The sequence below is a fragment of the Streptomyces sp. P1-3 genome, assembly GCF_050613155.1.
Classification (GTDB): Bacteria; Actinomycetota; Actinomycetes; order Streptomycetales; family Streptomycetaceae; genus Streptomyces.
The window spans coordinates 7,451,584-7,472,503 of record NZ_CP192512.1; the positions used below are offsets into that span (position 1 = coordinate 7,451,584).

Sequence of the window (20,920 nt, forward strand, 5' to 3'; positions counted from 1 at the left end):
CGCTTACGTGAGGAACGATGCGCCGTCCGGCCAGGCCGGACGGCGCATGATGTCGGCCCACTCCTGGTCGTAGGTCCCGGGCACCGTCTTACCCGCCGAGGACCAGCGCTCCACCAGGGCCATGTAGATGGGCACGTGCGCCGTATACCGAACCCTTTCGGCGTTCGGGGTCGTACTCGGCGCCAGGCCTCGCTGCGCGAGGGGGCGTCGTTGCGTCATGGTTGCCACACTCGGCCAACGCCCCGTCGGAAGGTGCGGTCACTGGCCGCGCGAACGGCTCACCCGGACCGGCGTCCCCTCGCACATCTCGGCGACCCCGACCTGAAAAGGGTTTCCGAAATCACCGTCGAATATGACGTCAATTGATAACCGTGTCCATTGCAGCCTTTGGATAATCCGATGTTATGCGGTTCACTTGCGTTCGCTGTGACGGTGATGGCGAGAGGAGTTCGGGGTGGGCGCGCACACGCATGCGCACGGGGCGGGGCACGGCGGTCACGCGCACGACGGCCACTCACATGGCGTCACGGCGGGGGCCGATCGCCGCTGGCTGGCCTTCGCACTGGCGCTGATCTGCGGATTCATGGTGGTGGAGACCGCCATTGGGATCCTCGCCCAGTCGGTGGCGCTCCTCTCCGACGCCGCCCACATGCTCACCGACGCGGCGGCCATCGTGCTGGCGCTCGTCGCGATCCGCCTGTCCGCACGGCCCGCGGCCGGCGGCTACACGTACGGGCTCAAACGCGCGGAAATTCTCTCGGCGCAGGCGAACGGCCTGTCTCTGCTGCTGCTCGGCGCATTTCTCGGATACGAGTCGGTGGAAAGGCTGATCGACCCGCCGGAGGTGAACGGCGCCCTCGTCCTGGGCACCGGACTTGCCGGCGTGGCCGTCAACCTCGCGGCGGCCTGGTGCCTGTCGCGCGCCAACCGCACCTCCCTCAACGTCGAAGGCGCCTTCCAGCACGTCCTCAACGACCTCTACGCCTTCATCGGCACCGCGCTCTCCGGCCTGGTCGTCCTGACCACCGGCTTCGCCCGCGCCGACGCCATCGCCTCGCTCGTGGTCGTGGCCCTCATGGTCACCGCCGGTGTCCGCCTGGTCCGCGCCTCCGGCCGGATCCTGCTGGAGGCCGCGCCCGCCGGAGTCGAACCGGACGAGGTGGGGGACCGCCTGGTCGCCGACCCGCGGGTGGTCGAGGTCCACGACCTGCACGTCTGGCAGATCACCTCGGGTGAGGTGTCGCTGTCCTGCCATGTGCTGGTCGCGCCCGGCGGCGACTGCCACGCGGTGCGCGAGCGGCTGGAGCAGGTGCTGCGCGAGGAGTACGGCATCACCCACACCACGTTGCAGGTGGACCACGTCCCCGACCGGGCGCCGGTGGCGGAGCAGCACGCACCCGGCACCGTCATCCCCGACGCCGAGGAGCACGGCCCGGGGGATCGGGCCGGTCACTGCCTGACGGCACACGGCCCGGTACACCGCTCGGCGGCACACCCTCACTGACCGGCGGTTTCGCCCACCCGCGGCCCGGCGCCAGCGACCTGCCGCCGGAGCCGGGCTGACGGGCCGTCGGCGTCAGCCGGACGCGTGCTCGCGCCGCACCGGAGGCAGGAAGTCGCGGATGAGCGTGCGATGCCACCAGGCGCCGGTCGCGCGCAGCTCGCGCCAGGTGGTGAACCGGTACAGGTAGACGCGCGCGCGGACGTACCGCGGCGGAGCGCCGGGGAAGGGGTTCACCCGCAGCAGCTTCAGCGTCGCCCGGTCGTTCTCCAGCAGCCGGGCGACCAGCGGTACGAACCAGGAGCTCGCGTAGACCGGGGAGAGCCCGGCGAACCACATCAGCCAGTCCAGCCGCAGGTGGTACGGGGCGAACTGCCGCGGCACCCGGCGCACGTCGCCGGGCTTGCCCTTGAACTCGTACTCCTTCCACACCGTGTCCTCGGTGACCGACACGTCGTCGGTGCCCTCGATCACCACCTCCTGCCTGGCGCGGCTGATGCTGCCGAACGCGCCGTAGGCGTTGACCAGATGGAGCGGGGTGAAGGAGTAGTTCATCAGCTGACGGCCCGACAGGAGGTTGCGGGCGGGCCAGTAGCTGAGGACGAGCACGAACGCGGTGAGCGCGAGGACCAGCACCTCGTACCAGACCGGGGCGTCGGGCAGCTCCCGAGGCTCGGGCAGCGGCAGCACCTCGGCGGCCCGGCGGCCGTCGACCGCGGAGAGGGCGAGCAGGATCGTCAGCCAGTTCAGCCAGGAGAAGTTGCCGGAGAGCACCAGCCACAGCTGGGTGACGACCATCAGCCCGGCCGCCACACTCGCGATCGGCTGCGGAGTGAACAGCAGCAGCGGCATGCCCAGCTGCGCGACGTGGTTGGCGCCGGTCTCGACCCGGTGCAGCGGTCGCGGCATCCGGTGGAAGAACCAGCTCAGCGGGCCCGGCATCGGCTGGGTCTCGTGGTGGTAGTACAGACAGGTCAGATCGCGCCAGCAGCGGTCGCCGCGCATCTTGATCAGCCCGGCGCCGAACTCGACGCGGAACAGCACCCAGCGCAGCAGCCACAGCACCAGCACCGGCGGCGCGACCTCGTCGTTGCCGAGGAACACCGCGAGGAACCCCGTCTCCAGCAGCAGCGACTCCCAGCCGAAGGCGTACCAGACCTGCCCGACGTTGACGATCGACTGGTACAGCGCCCACAGCGCCGTCCACATCAGCATCGAGGCCCACAGCGGCACGGCGTCGGCGGCGCCCGCCACGACGGCCGCGGCCAGTGCCGCGCCCAGCCACGCGCAGCCCGCGAACAGGCGGTCCGAGTACCGCAGATGGAACAGGCTGGGGGAGCGGCGGAACGGCGTCCGGCTCACGAAATCGGGCACCGGCAGCATTCCCCGCTCCCCGATCAGCGCCCGGAACTGGAGGGCCGCGGCGACGAAGGCGACCACGTAGACGGCGGCCAGGCCCCGCTGGAAGACCAGCCGGCTCAGCCAGTAGTCGGATGACGTGAACCACTCCATGCCCTGGTGCCTACCATCCCCGCCACACCGGTGGGACGCGGTGCGACGGGGCGGGAGGGAAGTTCATTCACACGGATCCACGCGGCAGCGCGCCCGGGTCCACGCGCCGGGTCTCAGACGTGGCCGGGCCCGGATCCACGCGCCGGGTGCCTCAGCCGGCTGGGGTGCCTTCCGGAACCGGCAGCCCGGGGCCCTGGCACCGCACATCGGCCGCCGGCACCGCCCCGTCGACCAGATACGCCGCCGCGGCGGCGTCCACACAGGCGTTGCCCCGGCTGGCGAACACGCCGTGTGAGTAGTCGTCGTACAAGGTCACCAGCCGCGAGCCGGGCAGCGTGCGGCGCAGCTTCCGCGCCCCCTCGACCGGGGTGACCGGGTCGTACTCGGAGGCGATCAGCAGCACCGGGGGCACGTCCGGGCCGCCCAGCGGGGTGCGGCGCGCGGGCCGGTGCGGCCAGAAGGCGCACACCGACGCCTCGACGCCGGTGAGCACCGGCTGCGGATCGGCCCGGCGCAGCCGGCGGATGTCGGGCAGCAGCCGGTCCGGGTCCGGGCCCGGACCGTCGGCGCACTTCACCGCGCGGTTGGCCGCCTCGTACGTCCGCGAGTCGGCGCCGTCGAACGGCGCGGTCGGGCGCATCCCGGTCACGGTGCCGTCCCGGAGATACGCGCGCAAGGCCTCCGCGAGCGGGGCCCAGCGCTCGGTCCGGCCCAGTGCCCGGTAGACCGCCCGGTCGAACCCCGCCGCGCCGAAGCCGTCCACCGGGCGGTCCGCGAGGCCGTCCCGCACCCGCTGGTACGAGGCGCGGACAGCGGCCGCCGTGCCGCCGAGCCCGAAGCGCTCGTGGTGCCGGGCGACCCAGTCGAAGAGGACCTCGCGCTGGGCCAGCAGCGCCCGGCTCTGCCGCAGATCGAAGTCGTACCAGCCCCACGGGCCGACGACGCTGTCCAGCACCATCGCGCCGACCCGCCGCGGATACCGGGCCGCGTACGCCGCGCCCAGGTAACTGCCGTAGGAGACGCCCAGAAAGGCGATCCGCGGTTCGCCGAGGGCGGTGCGTATCGCGTCCATGTCGTGGACCGTCTCCGCCGTCGACAGGTGCGGCAGCGCGTCGCCGGTGGCGGCCGCGCAGTCGGCGGCCATCCTGCGCAGCGCGGCGAGGTGGTCCCGCTCGGCGGCGCGGCCGCGCGGCACCGGATCGGCGCCCGGGCTGTCGAACAGCCCGCCCATCGGCCCGCAGTCCGCGGGCGCGCTGCGCCCGGTGCCCCGGGGGTCGAAGCCGATGACGTCATAGGAACGGCGCACGCTCGCGGGCAGCTTGGCGCGCTTGGTGACGGCGTACGGCAGCCCCGAGCCGCCCGGGCCCCCGGGGTTGACCAGCAGGACGCCGCGGCGCTCGCCGGGGGTCCCGGAGGCGGGGACGCGTGAGACGGCGATGTCGATGTGCCGCCCGCCGGGGTGCCGGTGGTCCAGTGGGACGCGCAGAGTGCCGCACTCCACCCGGTCCGGCGGGGGAGCAGCGGGGACGGACGCCGGGCAGGGGCCGAAGGCGATGGCGGGGGCGGACGCGGCGGCCGGAGCGGTCCGGGCCATGGGTGTGAGGACGGTCGCGCCGGTGGCGAGTGCGCACAGCAGGGCGCCCCGTCGTGTGGTGGGGGTCACAGGTCTCGCAATCGGAGGGGGAGGTGCGGGCCAGTCAGATGACAATGAAAATGATTATCGTTAATGTTGTCACGTGGCGCCAGCCGCACAAGGGCACAGCGTCAACGCTTCGAAGCTTCGAAACGAAGGAGAGTCGTGGGTCATCTGCTGATGGTCGAAAGCTGGGTCGGATCGATGAGCAGGCTGCTGCCGCGGGCGCTGCGCGAGAGCGGTCACGAGTTCACGTTCCTCACCCGCGACCTGCACCACTACCTGCGCTCGGCTCCTGAAGGAGCGGCCCATCCACTGCTCTCCGCACGCAACGTCCTCACCGCCGAGACCAACGACCTCGACACGCTGCTGCCCCGCATCGGTGAGCTGCACAAGGTGCTGCGCTTCGACGGCGTCCTCACCTCCTGCGACTACTACCTGCCCGCCGTCGCCCGCATCGCCGCGTACCTCGGCCTGCCGGGACCGGCTCCCGACGCCGTCGCCGACGCCTGCCGCAAGGACGCCACCCGCCGGGCCCTGGACGAAGCGGGCGTGCCCGGCCCGCGCTTCGCGGTCTGCGCCGACTGGGCGGCCACCGTCGCGGCCGCCCGCGAGATCGGCTACCCCCTCGTCCTGAAGCCGGTCGACCTGTGCGCCGGAATGTACGTACGCCGCGTCGACGACGAAGCCGCGCTGTCCGCCGCCTACCGGGCGCTCGCGGACTTCCCCGTCAACGCGCGCGGCCAGCGGCGCGAACCCCAGGTGCTCCTCGAGGAACTCCTTGACGGCCCCGAAGTGAGCGTCGAGACCGTCTCGTTCGGCGGCTCCGCGCACGTCGTCGGCGTGACCGACAAGAGCGTCGGCGGCGCCCCGGCGTTCATCGAGACCGGCCACATGTTCCCCGCCGCGCTCACCGGCGCCGACGCGGCCGCGGCCGCCGACACCGCGCTGGCCGCGCTGACCGCCCTCGGCCTGGACGACGTCGTCGCCCACACCGAGATCAAACTCACCAGCCGCGGCCCGCGCGTGGTCGAGGTCAACCCCCGGCCCGCCGGCAACCGCATCACCGAACTCGTCCGGCACGTCACCGGCGTCGACCTCGCCGCCGCCTTCGTGGACGTCGCGCTGGGCCGCGAACCCGACCTGACGGTACGGCAGACCGGCGTACGCAGCGCCGCCATCGGCTTCCTGGTGCCCGCCACCGCCGGCGTACTGGACCGCATCGACGGCACCGACGCCCTCGACGGCGCCCCCGGCGTCCTGGAGGTGCAACTCGCCGAGCCCGGCGCGCACGTCAAGGCCGCGGGCAGCAACAACGAATACCTCGGCCACGTCATGGCCACCGACCCCGCCGGCGGCGACCGGGCCCGCGCCCACGTCGAGTCCCTCATAGCCGGTCTGCGGCCCTGTGTGGTGCGCCGATGAACGCCTACGAGGACCTCATACGCCGGGTGCGCGCCGGCGCGCTCGGACCCGACCCGGCCGCGGCCCACGTCTCCGTCGCCTTCACCACCAGCCAGGCCGTACGCCACGAGGGCCGAGGCGGCGGCTACCGCAACGAGGTGCTGAGCCTGCGGCTCGCCGAAGCCGTCGGCTCCTGCGCCGTCGAACCCGGCGAACTGCCCGCCACCACCCTCGACGACTGCGTCGGCGCCGACATCGCCACCCTGCTCGACCACCCGCTGCCGCCCGTCAGGACCGCCGCCCTCGACGCCTACCTGATGCACGCCACCCCGCACACCCGCCCGGGCGGCGCCGCCCGGCCCTGGCCGCTGCCCGCCGGCAGCTCGCTGGAGAAGTCCCGCGCCCGCGCCCGCGCCGTCGTCGGCCTGCTCGACCTGCCGCCCGGCAGCACCGTCCTCGTCGTCGGCGTCGTCAACTCCCTCCTCGAAGCGCTGCGCTCCCGCGGACTGCGGTACGTGCCCTGCGACCTCAAGGGCGGCACCACCGAATGGGGCGAACCGGTCCGCACCGACACCGCCGCCGAACTCGCCCACTGCGACGCGGTCCTCGCCTCCGGGATGACCCTGGGCAACGGCACGTTCGAGACCCTGCGCGCGCACGCCGACCGGCAAGGCAAACCGCTGGTGATGTTCGCCCAGACCGGCAGCGCCGTACTGCCGCACTTCCTCGGCGCCGGAGTCACCGCCGTCTGCGCCGAGCCCTACCCCTTCTTCTGGCTCGACGGCGGCCCCGGATTCGTCTACCGCTACGGAGACGCCCGATGACCGTCACCGCGCTGACGGCCGCCTCGCCGCGCGCCACCGCCAACCCCGACCTGCTCACCCTCCTCGGCCGCACCCCGCTCGCCCGGATCAGCTGCGACCTGCCCTGCCCCCAGCCCGGCTTCTGGGCGAAACTCGAAGGGCTCGGCGCCGGCGGCATGAAGGCGCGCGCCGCCGTTTCCATGCTGCTCGGCGCCCGGCGGCGCGGCGAACTGCGCTCCGGCGCGCCCGTGGTGGAGTCCACCTCCGGCACCCTCGGCATCGGACTCGCCTTCGCCGGACAGGCCCTGGGCCACCCCGTCGTCCTCGTCGGCGACGCCGAACTCGAACCCTCGATGCGGCGGTTGCTGCGCGCCCACGGCGTCCGCCTCGAACTCGTCGACCGCCCGGCCGCCGCCGGCGGCTGGCAGGCCGCACGCCTGGCGCGGCTGCGCGCACTGCTCGCCGAACTCCCCGGCGCCTACTGGCCCGACCAGTACAACAACCCCGACAACGTCGCCGGATACGCCTCGCTCGCCACCGAACTCACCCACCAGCTCGACCACCTGGACATCCTCGTGTGCAGCGTCGGCACCGGGGGCCACAGCGCGGGCGTCGTCGCCCCGCTGCGCCGCCGCTGGCCCGCGCTGCGGCTCATCGGCGTCGACGCCACCGGCTCGACCATCTTCGGCCAGCCCGCCCGCCCCCGCCTGATGCGCGGCCTGGGCAGCAGCATCCACCCGCGCAACGTCGCCTACGGCGCCTTCGACGAGGTGCACTGGGTCGGGCCCGCCGAATCCGCCGACTGCTGCCGCCGGCTGGCCCGCGACAACTTCGTCAGCGGCGGCTGGAGCACCGGCGCCGTCGCGCTCGTCTCGGCCTGGGCCGCCCGCGTCCACCCCGGCGCCGTCGTCGCCACCGTCTTCCCCGACGGCCTCCAGCGCTACCTCGGCACCGTCTACGACGACGACTTTACCGCCGCCCATGGCATCGGCCCGGAGCGCGCCGCCACCCGGCCGGTGGAGATCCGGCACCCGCACGCCGCCGAGGCCACCGGCTGGGTCCGCTGCACCACGGTCGTCGACCCGCTGAGCAGCGGTGAGGTGCCGTACCCCCACACCGGACCGGAGTCCACCTGATGAAGACCACCCTGCGCACCGTACGGCTGGAGTTGACCGAGCCGCTGCGGATATCCCGCTCCGTCATGGCCGCCCGCGACGCCGTCTGGATCACCGTCGACCACGGTGGCCTGCGCGGCAACGGCGAGGCCGTCGCCAGCGCCTACTTCGGTCTGGACGCCGCGACCCTGACCAGGCTGCTGGGCGACGCCGCGGCCGCACTCGACCGGATCCCCGACCCGGAGACGGCGCTGGCCGCTTTCCGCGACGGCGAACTGATCGCCGACGGCACCCCGCCCGCCGCCGTCGCCGCCGTCGAGTCGGCACTGCTCGACCTCGTCGGCAAGCGCGCCGGATGCGCCGTCCACCAACTGCTCGGCGGTTTCACCGCCCCCGCCGCCGCGACCGCCCGCACCATCGGCATCACCACCGCGCCGCGCGCCGCCGTCCAGGCCCGCTGCCTGGCCGACAACGGTTTCACCCTGCTCAAGGTCAAGGCCGGCACCCCCGACCCCGAGGACGATCTCGCCCGCGTACGCGCCATCCGCGACGCCGCCCCACACGTCCGGCTCCTGCTGGACCCCAACGGCGCCTGGAGCCCCGCCGAGGCCGAGATCCTGATCCCGCGCTTCGCCGACCTCGGCGTCGAGGCCGTCGAGCAGCCCACCGCCCCCGGCGACCCCGAAACGCTGGCCAAGCTCGCCGGACGCTCCCCGCTGCCGGTCATCGCCGACGAGGACGCGGTGGACTACGAGGACGCCCGCCGCCTGGCCGGGCGCGTCCACGGCATCAACGTCAAGCTCGCCAAGTGCGGCGGCGTCCACGCCGCACTGCGGATCGCCGAACTCCTCGCGGGCAGCGGCACCGACCTGATGCTCGGCTGCCTCACCGCCAGCTCGCTGGGCATCGCCCCCGCCGTCCACCTCGCCGGCCGCGCCCGCTGGGCCGACCTGGACGGACACCTGCTGCTCGCCCACGACCCGTGGACCGGCATCGGCGGCACCGACGGCACCGTACGGGCGAACGGCCGCGCCGGACTCGGCGTACGGCTCAGCGACGCCGCCCACCAGCACCACCCCGCACGCCCCGGAAAGGCACCGACACCGTGAAGACCTGGCGTGAGATGCGCGGCTTCCCGCTCGCCATCCGCCTCCTCCTGATCAACCAGCTCGGCGTCAACACCGGCTTCTACCTGCTCATCCCCTATCTCGCCACCCACCTCGGCGAGGACCTGGGAATGTCCGCGGCGGTCGTCGGGATCGTGCTCGGCGTCCGCAACCTCAGCCAGCAGGGCCTGTTCATCGTCGGCGGCTCGGCCGCCGACCGGCTCGGCGCACGCGGCGTCATCATCGCCGGCTGCGCGACCCGCACCGTCGGCTTCGCGCTCTTCGCCCTCGGCGACGGGCTGCCGGTGCTGCTCGCCGCCTCCGTGCTCAGCGGCCTCGCCGGAGCCCTGTTCAACCCCGCCGTCCGCGCCTACCTCGCCCAGGAGGCCGGAGACCGCAAGGCCGAGGCGTTCGCCCTGTTCAACGTCTTCGCCACCACCGGGGCCCTCGTCGGTCCGCTGCTCGGCAGCGCGCTGCTCCTGGTGGACTTCCGGCTCTCCGCGCTCACCGCCGCCGGGATCTTCGCCCTGCTGACCGTCGCCCAGGCACTCGTCCTGCCCGCCCGCGAGGTGCCCCCGGCCGCCGGCAGCGTACTCGGCGACTGGCGCGAAGTCCTCGGCAACCGGGCGTTCCTCGCCTTCTCCCTGGCCATGGTCGGCATGTTCACCATGGAGAACCAGCTGTACCTGCTGCTGCCCGACGGCGCGCGCCGCGCCACCGGCTGGGACGGCGCGGCCGGGCTCGTGTTCCTCATCGGCACCGTCGCCAACCTCGCCCTCCAGATGCGCGTCACGCGCGCGTTGAAGGAGCGGGGCAGCCGCGCCCGCTGGATCGGCGGCGGACTCGCCCTGATGGGGCTGGCGTTCCTCCCGCCGCTGCTGACCGCCGCCGGCAGCGGCGGACCGGACGGCACCGGCGCCGCCGCGCTCCGCCTGCTGCCCGTCCTCGCCGGAGCGCTTCTGCTCTACGTCGGCGCCATGATCGCCCAGCCGTTCGTGATGGAGCTCATCCCCGCCTTCGGGCGCGCCGAACTCACCGGCACGTACTTCGGGATCTTCTACGTCGTCTCGGGTATCGCCGCCGCCGTCGGCAACACCGTCGTCGGCTGGGCCATGGACGCGGGCGACCACGGCGGCGCGACGTGGCTGCCCTGGCTGTGCTGCGCCGGGTTCGGGCTCGCCTCCGCCGCCGGGGTCGCCTGGCTGCACCGGCTGCGGGCCCTCCCGGCGACCCGTACCCCCGCCCCCGTACCGGCGACGGCGTGAGGAGCCCCATGACCGACCGGAACCACAGGAACGGTGCCTCGTGACCGACCGGAACCGCATGAGCGGATCCCGCATGACCGCCCCGGACGACGCGAGCGGAAACCTGCTCACCGACAACCCCGCCCTATACGAGGCGCGCTTCCCCGACCCCGACCGGCTCGCCGCCCGCTGGGCCGAGGACCGGCTGCGGCGGTATGGCGCCGGGCCGCGCGTCCTGGACCTGGGCTGCGGCACCGGCCGCGACGCCGCCCATCTGCACCGGGCCGGACGGCGCGTCGTCGCCGCCGACGTCTCCGGCGCCATGCTCGACCACGCCCGCGCCCACCACCCCGGGCCGGACTACCGGCACGCCGACCTGCGCGACTTCGACCTGTCCGAGCTGGGCGGGCGCGCCTTCGACGCCGTCGTCTGCCTGGACAGCGCCTTCCTGTACTGCCACACCAACGACCAACTCGACGGCCTGCTGCGCAGCTGCCGCGAGGCGCTCGCCCCCGGCGGGCTGCTGCTGGCCGAAATGCGCAACGGGGCGTTCTTCCTCGGCAGCACCGAACTCCTGGACGCGCCCGCCGTCAGCCGCTTCACCTGGCAGGGGACCGGCTATCGGTCCGTCACCACGCTGCGCGTCGACCGCGCCGCGCAGCTGCTCAGGCGCCGCCGCGTGTGGACCGCGGACGACGGCACACCGCCGGTCGAACAGCACTCCGCGTGGCGGCTGCTCTTCCCCCAGGAGCTGCGGTACGTGCTGGCGGCGCACGGCTTCACGGTCCTGGCGCTGTACGACGGCCCGGGCCCGCGCACCGAGCCGGCCTGGCGGCCGGGAGACCCGTTCGAGTCGCCCACGGCGGACGGCGACCGGCTGCACCTGATCGCCCGGCTGGCGCCGGACGGCCCCAACCCCCTCTGAGGAGAACCCGCATGAACACCACCCCCGACCACACCACCGCGTACCCCGGACTGCGCCGCCGCGGCTTCCTCGCCGCCACCGGAGCCGTAGGCGCCGCCGGGCTCGGCGGCCTCGCGCTCACCGGGTGCGGCTCGTCCAAGCCGTCGGAATCCGGTGCGGCGGACGGCAAGCCCCAGCGCGGCGGGCGCCTGCGCGCGGCCTTCGCCGGCGGAGGCGCCGGCGAGACCCTCGACCCGCACATGACCAACCTCTTCGCCGACGCCGCCCGCGCCAAGGCCCTCTTCGACAAGCTGGCCGACTACGGCTCCGACATGGCCGCCGTCCCCCGGCTCGCCGCCAAGTGGGAGCCCAACGCGGCCCTCGACCGCTGGACGGTCACCCTGCGCGAGGCGACGTTCCACGACGGCAGGCCCGTCACCGCCGACGATGTCCTCTACAGCTACCGGCGCATCGCCGACCCGAAGCGGGCCTTCCGAGCCAAGGCGTCCCTGGAGCCCATCGACCTCGGCGCCAGCCGCGCCAAGGGCAAGCGCGTCATCGAGTTCCGGCTCAAGCGGCCAACGGCCGAATTCCCCAACGTCCTCGCCGCCTTCGGCGCGTACATCGTGCCCAAGGGCGCCGAGGAGTTCGACAAGCACCCCATCGGCTCCGGCCCCTTCAGGTTCGTGTCCTTCGCGCCGGGGCGGTCCACCGTCCTCAAGGCATACGGCGACTACTGGGAGGGCGCGCCCCACCTCGACGAGCTGGAGTTCGTCGTCGCCAACGAAGAGTCCGCCCGGATCAACGCGCTCCTGGGCGGCCAGATCGAGTACGCCCACGAGCTGAACCCCGCCACCGCCCGCGCCCACGAGGGCAAGGGCCAGGTCGAGATCGTCCGGCTGCGCAACAGCGCCATGCAGGGCTTCGCCATGAAGACCGACCGCGCGCCCTTCGACGACAAGCGCGTCCGCCAGGCCCTCTTCCTCATCGCCGACCGGCAGGAGCTGGTCGACGGCGCCCTGTCCGGCGCCGGCGACATCGGCAACGACCTGTTCGGCAAGGGGTACCAGTACTACGCCGACGGGCTGCCGCAGCGCGAACAGGACCTCGACCGCGCCCGGCACCTGCTCAAGGCGGCCGGAGCCGAGGACCTCCGGATCACTCTCGACACCTCCGAGGTCGCCGCCGGGTTCACCGAGGCCGCGGGCATCTTCCGGGACCAGGCCGCCAAGGCGGGAGTCAAGGTCAAGGTCAAGATGGGCAGCAAGGACAGCTACTGGGCCGACATCCTCGACTCCGGCACCCTGTGCTGCTACCGCTCCGGCGCCATGCCCATCGAGTCGCACATCTCCCAGCGGCTGCTCACCGGCTCCACCACCAACGCCACCCACTGGAAGCACAAGGACTTCGACGCCCTGTACCAGCAGGCGCAGTCCACCAAGGACCCCAAGGAGCGCGCCGCGGTGTACGAGCGCATGCAGCGCCGCCTGCACACCGAAGGCGGCTTCCTGATCTGGGGCTTCGCCGACTGGATCGTCGGCACCGCGCGCAACGTCAGGGGCGTGGCGGGCAAGGCACCCGCCAACACCCTCGACTGGGCGCGCTTCGACAAGGTCTGGCTCGCGTGAGGGACCTGCGTTCCTGGCTCGTCCGGCGGCTGATCCTCGGGTGCCTGCAGATCGTGGCCGTCGTGGCCCTGGTCTTCGCGCTCACCGAGGCGCTGCCGGGCGACGCCGCCACCTCGCTGGCCGGCGACCAGCCCGACCCCGAACGGATCGCCGCCATCCACGAGGCCATGGAGCTGGACCGGCCCGCCCTGGAGCGGCTGGCCGACTGGGCGGCCGGGATGCTGCACGGCGACTTCGGCACCTCCCTGGCCTCCGGCCGGCCCGTCACCACCTACCTGTCCGGCGGCTTCGAGCCCACGCTGCTGCTCGCCGGGCTCACCCTGGCGCTGCTGGTGCCCATCGCGGTGGGCCTCGGCGTGCTCGCCGCGCGCCGCGAGGGCGGCTGGGCCGACCGGCTGGTCAGCTCGGTGACCCTGGGCGTCTACGCCGTACCGGAGTTCGCCTTCGGCGTGCTGCTGGTCACGGTCTTCGCCCTGCGCCTGGACTGGCTGCCGCCGACCGCCGTCGGCTACGGCACGGATCTGGCGGGCCATCCGGCCGTCCTGGTGCTGCCCGTCCTGGTGCTGCTGTCCCGGCCCGTCTGCTCCCTCAGCCGCCTCGTCCGCGCCGGCATGATCGATGCCCTGGCCTCGCCGTACGCCGCCCAGGCGCGCCGCTACGGCGTCTCCGGCGTCCGCGTGCGCTACGCCCACGCCCTGCCCAACGCCGTCGTCCCCGCCGCACAGCAACTGGCCCGCACCGTCGACTGGCTGCTGTGCGGGGTGATCGTGGTGGAGGCGCTGTTCGTCATCCCCGGTCTCGGGACGGTCCTGATGGACGCGGTCGCCGCCCGCGACGTGCCGGTGGTCCAGGGGCTGGCGGTGGTCTTCGGCCTGATCGCCGTCGTCCTCAACCTCGGTGCCGACCTGGTCGCCCACCGCCTCGCCCCCAGGTCGGGGGTGGCGGCGTGACCGGCCGTATGTCTTCCGCGAAGTCGCGTGGATTCTCGGCGAGGACGCGCACCCGTGCCGCGGCGACACGTACGTCTCCCGGCCCCGGCCGCTACGCGCTCGGCGCCGTACTCGCCGGTGTGCCCCTGCTGCTGGCCCTGTTCGGCCCGCTGTTCGCGGACGAGGCCGGACGGCGGGCACCGTCCTTCACCCTCGGCGGCGGGCACTGGCTCGGCACCGACTTCGTGGGCCGCGACGTGTGGCGCCAGGTGCTGCTCGGCGGCCAGTCGGTGGTGCTGGTCGCGCTCGCCGCGACCGCGCTCGCCTACGCCGTCGCGCTGCCGCTCGGTCTGGGCGCCGCCCTCACCCACCGGCCGTGGCTGGAGGAAGTGCTGATGCGGCCGCTGGATGTGCTGCTCGCCGTGCCCTCCTTGCTGGTGGTGCTGCTCGTCGCCTCCGTCTACGCACCCGGCGCCGCCGGGCTGGTGCTGCTGGTCGCCGCGGTCAACGTGCCCGACGCGGCCCGCATCGTCCGGGCCGCGGCGGCGGAAGTGGCCGCCCGCCCGGCCGTCGAGGCGCTGCGGATGCAGGGCGAGGGCTGGGCGCGGATCGCCCTCGGCTACGTCGGCCGGTCCATGCTGCGCACCCTCGCCGCCGACGCGGGCGTCCGGCTCACCGGCGTGCTGTACCTGGTGGCCACCGCCGCCTTCCTGGGCGTGGGAGTGGAACCCGACGCCGCCGACTGGGCGGTGATGGTGGACCGCAATCGCGCCGGACTGTTCGTGCAGCCGTGGGCCGTCGTGGTGCCCGCCCTGCTGATCGTCGCCCTGTCGATGGGCACCAACCTGCTGTTCGACGCGGCTCTGGCGCGCCAGGGCGCGAGCCGGCGTCGGCGCACGGGAAAGGAGGCACACCGGTGAGCGCGGTGGCCCGGATAACGGACCTGCGGGTCGAGGTCGACGGCAGCCCGATCGTCGACGGGGTGAGCCTCGCGGCGCGGCCCGGCACGGTGACCGCGCTGGTCGGCCCGTCGGGCAGCGGCAAGACGACGACCGGCCTGGCGCTGCTCGGCGAGTACCCGGCCGGAGCCCGGGTCACCGGCGACGTCCAGGTGGCCGAGGGGCCGGTCGGCTACGTACCGCAGCACCCGGCGGCCGTCCTCAACCCGGTCCGGCACGTCGGCGCCCTCCTGCACGACATCGCCCGTACCCAGGTACGGACGCTGCCCCGGAACCAGCGGCGGGCGGCCGCGCGCGAACGGGTGCTGCGTGCCCTGGAGCTGGCCCAGCTCCCAGACGGCGCCGAGTTGCTGCGCCGCTACCCGCACCAGCTGTCCGGCGGCCAGCAGCAGCGCGTGGTCATCGCCCAGGCGCTGCTGCTCGGCGCGCGGGTCGTCGTCGCCGACGAGCCGACCACCGGGCAGGACGCGCTCACCAAACGGCGCATCGTCGGCGAACTGGCGTCGGTCGCCGCCCAGGGCATCGCGGTCGTCCTGCTCAGCCACGACCTGGCCGTCGTACGGGAACTGGCCGACGACGTCGTGGTGATGAAGGACGGCCGGGTCGTGGAGTCGGGCCCCGCCGAGCAGATCTGGAGCGCCCCACGGCACGCGTGGACCCGCCAACTGCTTGCCACCGACGCCGACCCGGACTCCTTGCCCACGGCGCCCGCCACGGATGCCCGCCCTGCCCCCTCGCCGACGGCGCTGGCCACCGACGCCCGCCCGGACCTCTCGCCCCCGGCGCCCGCCACCGATGCGCGCCCGGAACCGTCGCTCGACGCCGACGCCCGCCCGGACTCCTCGCCCCCGGCGCCCGCCACCGACACGCGGCCCCTGCTGACGGTGCGCGGGCTGACCGCCCGGCACGGCTCGACCGCCGTGCTGCGGGACGCTTCCCTCACGGTCGCGGCGGGGGAGTGTCTGGCCGTCGTCGGGCGCTCCGGGAGCGGCAAGACCACGTTCGCCCGCTGCGTCGCCGGGCTGCACCGGTCCTACGACGGCGAGGTGCTGCTCGACGGCACCGTGCTGCCGCGCAGCCTGCGCGCCCGCGGGCGGGAGCTGCTGGCCGCCGTGCAGTACGTCTTCCAGGACGCGCGGGCCGCGTTCGACGAGCACCGGCCGGTGCTGGACCAGGTCGCCCGCACGGCCGTACGGCTCCGCGGTGCCACCCCCGGCGAGGCGGCCGCCGAGGCGCTGCGGACACTGGCCGAGACGGGGCTGGACCCGGAACTGGTGCGGCGGCGGCCCGGCGAGCTCTCCGGCGGCGAACTCCAGCGCGCCGCGCTCGCCCGCGCCCTGGTGGCCGGGCCCCGGGTGCTGGTCTGCGACGAGATCACCTCCGGCCTCGACATGGTCACCCGCCGCGGCGTCCTCGACCTCCTGGCCGCGCTGCTGCGGGACCGCCGGGACATGGCGCTCGTGCTCATCACCCACGATCTGGACACGGCCGCGCAGGCGAGCCGGATCGCGGTGCTCGACGCGGGGGAGATCGTCGAACAAGGCACAGCCGCCCAGGTACTGACCCGGCCCCGGCACCCGTTCACCGCGTCCCTCGTGGCGGCCGCGCCCGCGTCACCGGCCCGCCGGGACCACACGGCTAGTCGGTCCGCAGCAGATGCCCGATCCCCGGATACGTCAGCACCAGCCCCTCCCGGCTGAACTCGATGTCCTCGGCGAAGTCCCCGGAGGTGAAGCGGACCCGGCTGCCGCGTCCGGTCGGGCCGACGTGGGTGTAGGCCTGCCGGGCGGGCCGCACCGTCAGGTCGGGCACCGACACCCACGCCATCAGGAACTCCCGCTCGCCCGGCCCGGTGTGCAGCTGATGGCGGAGCGCCGGCATCGTGTTCGTCAGCGGCGACATGCCCAGATCGCAGTCGAGCGCGCTGTCCAGTTCCGGGAGCGGCTTCCCGTCCGCCGTCCACTCACCGCCGTCACGCCGCAGGTCCAGCCGGTGCGTCCCGGCGACGGTCTCGGAGGTGACCCGGAGCCGCCGGGTCACATAGCCCTGGCCCGTCTCCAGCTCGTACGTCATCCAGTACGGACGCGGGCGCAGCGCCATCACCCGGCCCCGGGCCCGCAGCCCCGTCCCCGACAGGGTGACCCACGCCGTCTCGTAGCCGCCGGTGCCGGTGATCTCCCAGGTCAGGACGTGCTCATCGGTCATCGGGTCTCCTCCTGGGAAACTCATGGCAACTCGCGAAAAAGGGATTAGTTGAGCACAGCCGGACATACCGCCACGGCGCAGGGTACCCGCATCGCCTAAGATCACCTGAATGCCACCGCATGACCCGTTCGTACGTGTCCGCGGCGCCCGTGTCCACAACCTCCGGGGCGTCGACGTGGACATCCCGCGCGACGCCCTCGTGGTGTTCACCGGAGTGTCCGGTTCCGGGAAGTCGTCGCTCGCCTTCGGCACCCTCTACGCCGAGGCCCAGCGCCGCTACCTGGAGTCCGTAGCGCCCTACGCCCGCCGGCTGATCCACCAGGCGGGCGCGCCCAAGGTCGACGAGGTCAGCGGGCTGCCGCCCGCCGTGGCGCTGGAACAGCGCCGCTCCGCGCCCACGTCGCGGTCCTCCGTCGGCACGGTCACCACGCTGTCCAACTCCCTGCGCATGCTCTTCTCCCGCGCGGGCACCTACCCGGCGGGTGCGGCGCGGCTGGACTCCGACGCGTTCTCGCCGAATACCGCCACCGGGGCCTGTCCCGCGTGTCATGGCCTCGGCAGGATCCACCAGGTGACCGAGGAGTCGCTGGTCCCCGATCCGTCGCTGAGCATCCGCCAGGGCGCCATCGCCGCCTGGCCCGGCGCCTGGCAGGGCAAGAACCTGCGGGACATCCTCGCCGCACTCGGCCACGACATCGACCGGCCCTGGTGCGAACTGCCGCGCGAGGCACGCGACTGGATCCTGTTCACCGACGACCAGCCCGTCGTCACCGTCCACCCCGAACGCGAGGCCCACCGCATCCAGCGCCCCTACAAGGGCACGTACACCAGCGCCCGGCGCTATGTGCTGCACACCTTCGCCGACTCCAAGAGCCAGACCCTCCGCACCCGCGCCGAACGCTTCCTGGTCAGCACTGCGTGCCCCGACTGCCACGGGCGGCGGCTGCGCCCCGAGGCGCTCGCCGTCACCTTCGCCGGGCAGGACATCGCGGCGCTGGCCGCGCTCCCGCTGACGGCCCTCGCCGACGTGCTGGGACCCGCGGCGGACGGGGCCGACGAGACCGCCGCGACTCTCGCCCGCGACCTGACCGCGCGGATCGAGGTGCTCACCGAACTCGGCCTGGGCTACCTGTCCGTCGACCGGCCGACCCCCACCCTGTCGGCGGGCGAACTCCAGCGGCTGCGGCTCGCCACCCAGCTGCGCTCCGGGCTCTTCGGAGTGGTGTACGTCCTCGACGAGCCGTCGGCCGGACTGCACCCGGCCGACAGCGCCGCGCTGCTGACCGTGCTGGACCGGCTCAAGGCGGCGGGGAACTCGCTGTTCGTGGTGGAGCACCACATGGAGCTGGTCCGCCGGGCGGACTGGATCGTCGACGTCGGCCCGGCGGCCGGTGAACGCGGCGGCCAGGTGCTCTACAGCGGCCCGGTGTCCGGCCTGGAGTCCGTCGCGGCCTCGGCCACCCGCCCGTACCTCTTCCCCGACGGCGCCCGGCCCGCGCCCCGTGCGCCGCGCACCCCCGCCGGATGGCTGCGGCTGCGCGGCATCACCCGGCACAACCTGCGCGACCTGGACGCCGAGCTGCCGCTCGGGGTGTTCACCGCCGTCACCGGAGTCTCCGGGTCCGGCAAGTCCACGCTCGTCTCGCAGGTACTGGCCGGCGTCCTCGCCGACCACCTGGGTCTCGGCGCGGAGGAGACCGCCGCGGACGAGGCAGGGGCCGGGCGCAGCGCGTACGGCGCGTATCTCACCGCGGCGGAGGGGCTGGCGGCCGTAAACCGGCTCGTCCAGGTCGACCAGAAGCCGATCGGCCGCACCCCCCGCTCCAACCTCGCCACGTACACCGGCCTGTTCGACGCCGTACGCAAGGTGTTCGCGGCCACCGACGAGGCCCGCGCCCGCGGCCACACCGCCGGGCGGTTCTCCTTCAACGTCGCCGGGGGCCGCTGCGAGACCTGCCAGGGCGAGGGGTTCACCGCCGTCGAGCTGCTGTTCCTCCCCGGCACTTACGCCCCTTGCGCCGACTGCCACGGCGCCCGCTACAACCCGGAGACGCTGTCGGTCACCTACCGGGGCGTGACCATCGCCGACGTCCTGGACATGACCGTGGACACCGCGGCCGGGTTCCTGGCCGACGTACCCGCCGCCGTGCGGGCCCTGCGCGCCCTGCGGGACGTCGGCCTGGGCTATCTGCGGCTCGGCCAGCCCGCCACAGAGCTGTCCGGCGGCGAGGCGCAGCGCATCAAGCTCGCCACCGAGCTCCAGCGCACCCGCCGCGGCCACACCGTCTACCTGCTGGACGAGCCCACCACCGGACTGCACCCGGCCGACACCGAACTGCTGCTGCGGCAGCTGCACGGGCTGGTCGACGCGGGCCATTCGGTGGTGGTCGTCGAGCACGACATGGACGTGGTGGCCGGCGCCGACCGGGTCATCGACCTCGGTCCCGGCGGGGGCGCCGAAGGAGGCAGGATCGTCGCCGCCGGCACGCCCGCCGAGGTGGCCCGGTCGACGGCGAGCCGTACCGCGCCCTACTTGTCCGCCGCCCTCGCCGCGCGCTCCGCCCTGGCCAGCTCCGAGCGGCGGTAGCCGTAGCCGAAGTACACGACCATGCCGATGGCGAACCACACCGCGAACCGCACCCAGGTCTCCCACGCCAGATACGTCGTCAGCCAGATCGACGCGCCGACCCCGACCAGCGGCACGAACGGCATCCACGGGCACAGGAACTCGCGCGGCAGATCGGGCCGCCGGTACCGCAGTGCGATCACCGAGACGCAGACGACCGCGAACGCCAGCAGAATGCCGATGTTCGTCAGCTCCGCCGCCTCGCCGATCTTCACGAACCCGGCGATGGCCGCCGATCCGACCCCCACGATCCAGGTCACCCGGGTCGGCACATGCCGCGTCGGGTGGGTCTTGGCGAACCAGTGCGGCAGCAGTCCGTCGCGGGCCATGGAGAACCACACACGGGTCACTCCCAGCATGAACGTGAACATGACGGTGAGGATGCCGATGATCGCGCCGACCGCGATCACGTCGGCGATGCCGCTCAGCCCCGCCGCCTTGAAGGCGCTGGAGAACCCGCTCTCCTTGTCGATCTCTTTGTAGTCCTGCATCCCGGTCAGCACCAGGCAGGCCAGGACGTACAGCACCATCGAGACGGCCAGCGAGTACAGGATCGCCCTCGGCATGTGCTTCTGCGCGTCCTTGGACTCCTCGGCGGCCGTGCTCATCGCGTCGTACCCGAAGACGGCGAAGAAGACCGTGGCCGCGCCGGTGAACGCGCCGCCCACCCCGTACGGGAAGAACGGCGAGTAGTGCCCGGTCTCGACGTGGAAGAAGCCCACCACGATCACCAGCAGCACGACCGCGACCTTCAGGACCACGACCACCATCTCGAACCGGGCCGCGTTCTTGATGCCGAGATTGAGCAGGTACGCCACGAACAGGCACAGGACGACGGCGAACAGGTCCACCTTGTGCCCCTCGCCGGTGCCCGGCGCGCCCAGCATCCAGTCGGGCAGATCCGCCCCCATCTCCTCCACCAGGAAGGAGAAGTAGCCGGAGATGCCGATGGCCACGACCGCGACGATCGCGGTGTACTCCAGCAGCAGGTCCCATCCGATGAACCAGCCCGCGAACTCGCCGAGCACCGCGTAGCCGTAGGTGTACGCCGACCCCGCCTTCGGGATGAGCCCGGCGAACTCCGCGTAGCTGAACGCCGCCGCCGCGCTCGCCACCCCCGCGATGAGGAACGAGATCAGCACCGCGGGCCCCGCCGTGCCGTTCGCCACGGTGCCCGCCAGGGTGAAGATCCCGGCGCCGATGATGCCGCCGACGCCGATTGCGGTGAGCTGCCACAGCCCCAGCACCCGGGTCAGCCGCTCGCTCTCGGCGCCCTCCGGCTCCTCGATGTGTTCGATCGGTTTGCGGCGCAGTACGCCCTCGCCCATCCGGAGCCTGGCCATGGTGGTGT

At 73.5% G+C, this 20,920-nt stretch carries 17 protein-coding genes; 12 read left to right on the plus strand and 5 right to left on the minus strand.

The window, feature by feature from the left end; genetic code table 11:
- Nucleotides 1-3: 3 nt before the first annotated feature.
- Nucleotides 4-135 carry a hypothetical protein gene (locus ACQUSR_RS31785; RefSeq protein ID WP_431046550.1) on the minus strand — a complete coding sequence of 44 codons (132 nt, stop codon included), beginning with the start codon at nt 133-135 and terminating at the stop codon, nt 4-6.
- 319 nt (nt 136-454) lie between these two features.
- Here ACQUSR_RS31785 and ACQUSR_RS31790 point away from each other — a divergent pair, with 319 nt between their 5' ends.
- On the plus strand, nt 455-1,504 hold the full coding sequence (locus ACQUSR_RS31790; RefSeq protein ID WP_431046552.1) for a cation diffusion facilitator family transporter: 1,050 nt from the start codon (nt 455-457) through the stop codon (nt 1,502-1,504).
- Between the two features lie 72 nt (nt 1,505-1,576).
- On the opposite strand, the gene ACQUSR_RS31795 is transcribed toward ACQUSR_RS31790, so the two are convergent.
- Together ACQUSR_RS31795 and ACQUSR_RS31800 are read right to left on the minus strand one after the other, a co-directional pair.
- A complete protein-coding gene (locus tag ACQUSR_RS31795; protein ID WP_431046554.1) occupies nt 1,577-3,013 on the minus strand; it encodes a lipase maturation factor family protein in 1,437 nt (478 codons plus the stop codon).
- Between the two features lie 151 nt (nt 3,014-3,164).
- The gene (locus ACQUSR_RS31800) at nt 3,165-4,676 is read right to left on the minus strand and encodes an alpha/beta hydrolase (protein ID WP_431046556.1); all 1,512 of its coding nucleotides are present in this window, start codon (nt 4,674-4,676) and stop codon (nt 3,165-3,167) included.
- A gap of 135 nt (nt 4,677-4,811) precedes the next feature.
- Here ACQUSR_RS31800 and ACQUSR_RS31805 point away from each other — a divergent pair, with 135 nt between their 5' ends.
- The 10 genes from ACQUSR_RS31805 to ACQUSR_RS31850 all read left to right on the plus strand — a co-directional run bounded on the left by ACQUSR_RS31805 (nt 4,812) and on the right by ACQUSR_RS31850 (nt 16,438).
- On the plus strand, nt 4,812-6,071 hold the full coding sequence (locus ACQUSR_RS31805; RefSeq protein WP_431046558.1) for an ATP-grasp domain-containing protein: 1,260 nt from the start codon (nt 4,812-4,814) through the stop codon (nt 6,069-6,071).
- A complete protein-coding gene (locus tag ACQUSR_RS31810; RefSeq protein ID WP_431046561.1) occupies nt 6,068-6,874 on the plus strand; it encodes a Rossmann-like domain-containing protein in 807 nt (268 codons plus the stop codon). Before ACQUSR_RS31805 ends, ACQUSR_RS31810 begins: the two co-directional genes overlap by 4 nt.
- Nucleotides 6,871-7,989, plus strand: a complete 1,119-nt coding sequence (locus tag ACQUSR_RS31815) for a PLP-dependent cysteine synthase family protein (protein ID WP_431046563.1) — start codon at nt 6,871-6,873, stop codon at nt 7,987-7,989. The genes ACQUSR_RS31810 and ACQUSR_RS31815 overlap by 4 nt, the downstream gene beginning before the upstream one ends.
- Complete coding sequence (locus tag ACQUSR_RS31820; RefSeq protein ID WP_431046565.1) at nt 7,989-9,077, plus strand: dipeptide epimerase; 1,089 nt, start codon at nt 7,989-7,991, stop codon at nt 9,075-9,077. The genes ACQUSR_RS31815 and ACQUSR_RS31820 overlap by 1 nt, the downstream gene beginning before the upstream one ends.
- A complete protein-coding gene (locus ACQUSR_RS31825) occupies nt 9,074-10,339 on the plus strand; it encodes an MFS transporter (RefSeq protein ID WP_431046567.1) in 1,266 nt (421 codons plus the stop codon). Before ACQUSR_RS31820 ends, ACQUSR_RS31825 begins: the two co-directional genes overlap by 4 nt.
- Before the next feature lie 73 nt (nt 10,340-10,412).
- Nucleotides 10,413-11,243, plus strand: a complete 831-nt coding sequence (locus tag ACQUSR_RS31830; RefSeq protein WP_431047969.1) for a class I SAM-dependent methyltransferase — start codon at nt 10,413-10,415, stop codon at nt 11,241-11,243.
- A gap of 11 nt (nt 11,244-11,254) precedes the next feature.
- Nucleotides 11,255-12,850 (plus strand): ABC transporter substrate-binding protein, encoded by a 1,596-nt coding sequence (locus ACQUSR_RS31835; protein ID WP_431046569.1) that lies wholly within the window; start codon nt 11,255-11,257, stop codon nt 12,848-12,850.
- Nucleotides 12,847-13,800 (plus strand): ABC transporter permease, encoded by a 954-nt coding sequence (locus ACQUSR_RS31840; protein WP_431046571.1) that lies wholly within the window; start codon nt 12,847-12,849, stop codon nt 13,798-13,800. Before ACQUSR_RS31835 ends, ACQUSR_RS31840 begins: the two co-directional genes overlap by 4 nt.
- 8 nt (nt 13,801-13,808) lie before the next feature.
- Nucleotides 13,809-14,699 (plus strand): ABC transporter permease subunit, encoded by an 891-nt coding sequence (locus ACQUSR_RS31845; RefSeq protein ID WP_431047971.1) that lies wholly within the window; start codon nt 13,809-13,811, stop codon nt 14,697-14,699.
- Nucleotides 14,696-16,438, plus strand: a complete 1,743-nt coding sequence (locus tag ACQUSR_RS31850) for an ABC transporter ATP-binding protein (protein WP_431046573.1) — start codon at nt 14,696-14,698, stop codon at nt 16,436-16,438. The genes ACQUSR_RS31845 and ACQUSR_RS31850 overlap by 4 nt, the downstream gene beginning before the upstream one ends.
- Here ACQUSR_RS31850 and ACQUSR_RS31855 read toward each other — a convergent pair.
- On the minus strand, nt 16,377-16,943 hold the full coding sequence (locus ACQUSR_RS31855; protein WP_431046575.1) for a putative glycolipid-binding domain-containing protein: 567 nt from the start codon (nt 16,941-16,943) through the stop codon (nt 16,377-16,379). The genes ACQUSR_RS31850 and ACQUSR_RS31855 overlap by 62 nt on opposite strands.
- Before the next feature lie 109 nt (nt 16,944-17,052).
- Between ACQUSR_RS31855 and ACQUSR_RS31860 the strand changes: the two genes are divergently transcribed.
- Nucleotides 17,053-19,530 carry an ABC transporter gene (locus tag ACQUSR_RS31860; protein WP_431046577.1) on the plus strand — a complete coding sequence of 826 codons (2,478 nt, stop codon included), beginning with the start codon at nt 17,053-17,055 and terminating at the stop codon, nt 19,528-19,530.
- Here ACQUSR_RS31860 and ACQUSR_RS31865 read toward each other — a convergent pair.
- Nucleotides 19,473-20,912 (minus strand): amino acid permease, encoded by a 1,440-nt coding sequence (locus ACQUSR_RS31865; protein WP_431046579.1) that lies wholly within the window; start codon nt 20,910-20,912, stop codon nt 19,473-19,475. The two genes, ACQUSR_RS31860 and ACQUSR_RS31865, sit on opposite strands and share 58 nt — an antisense overlap.
- Between the last annotated feature and the right edge of the window lie 8 nt (nt 20,913-20,920).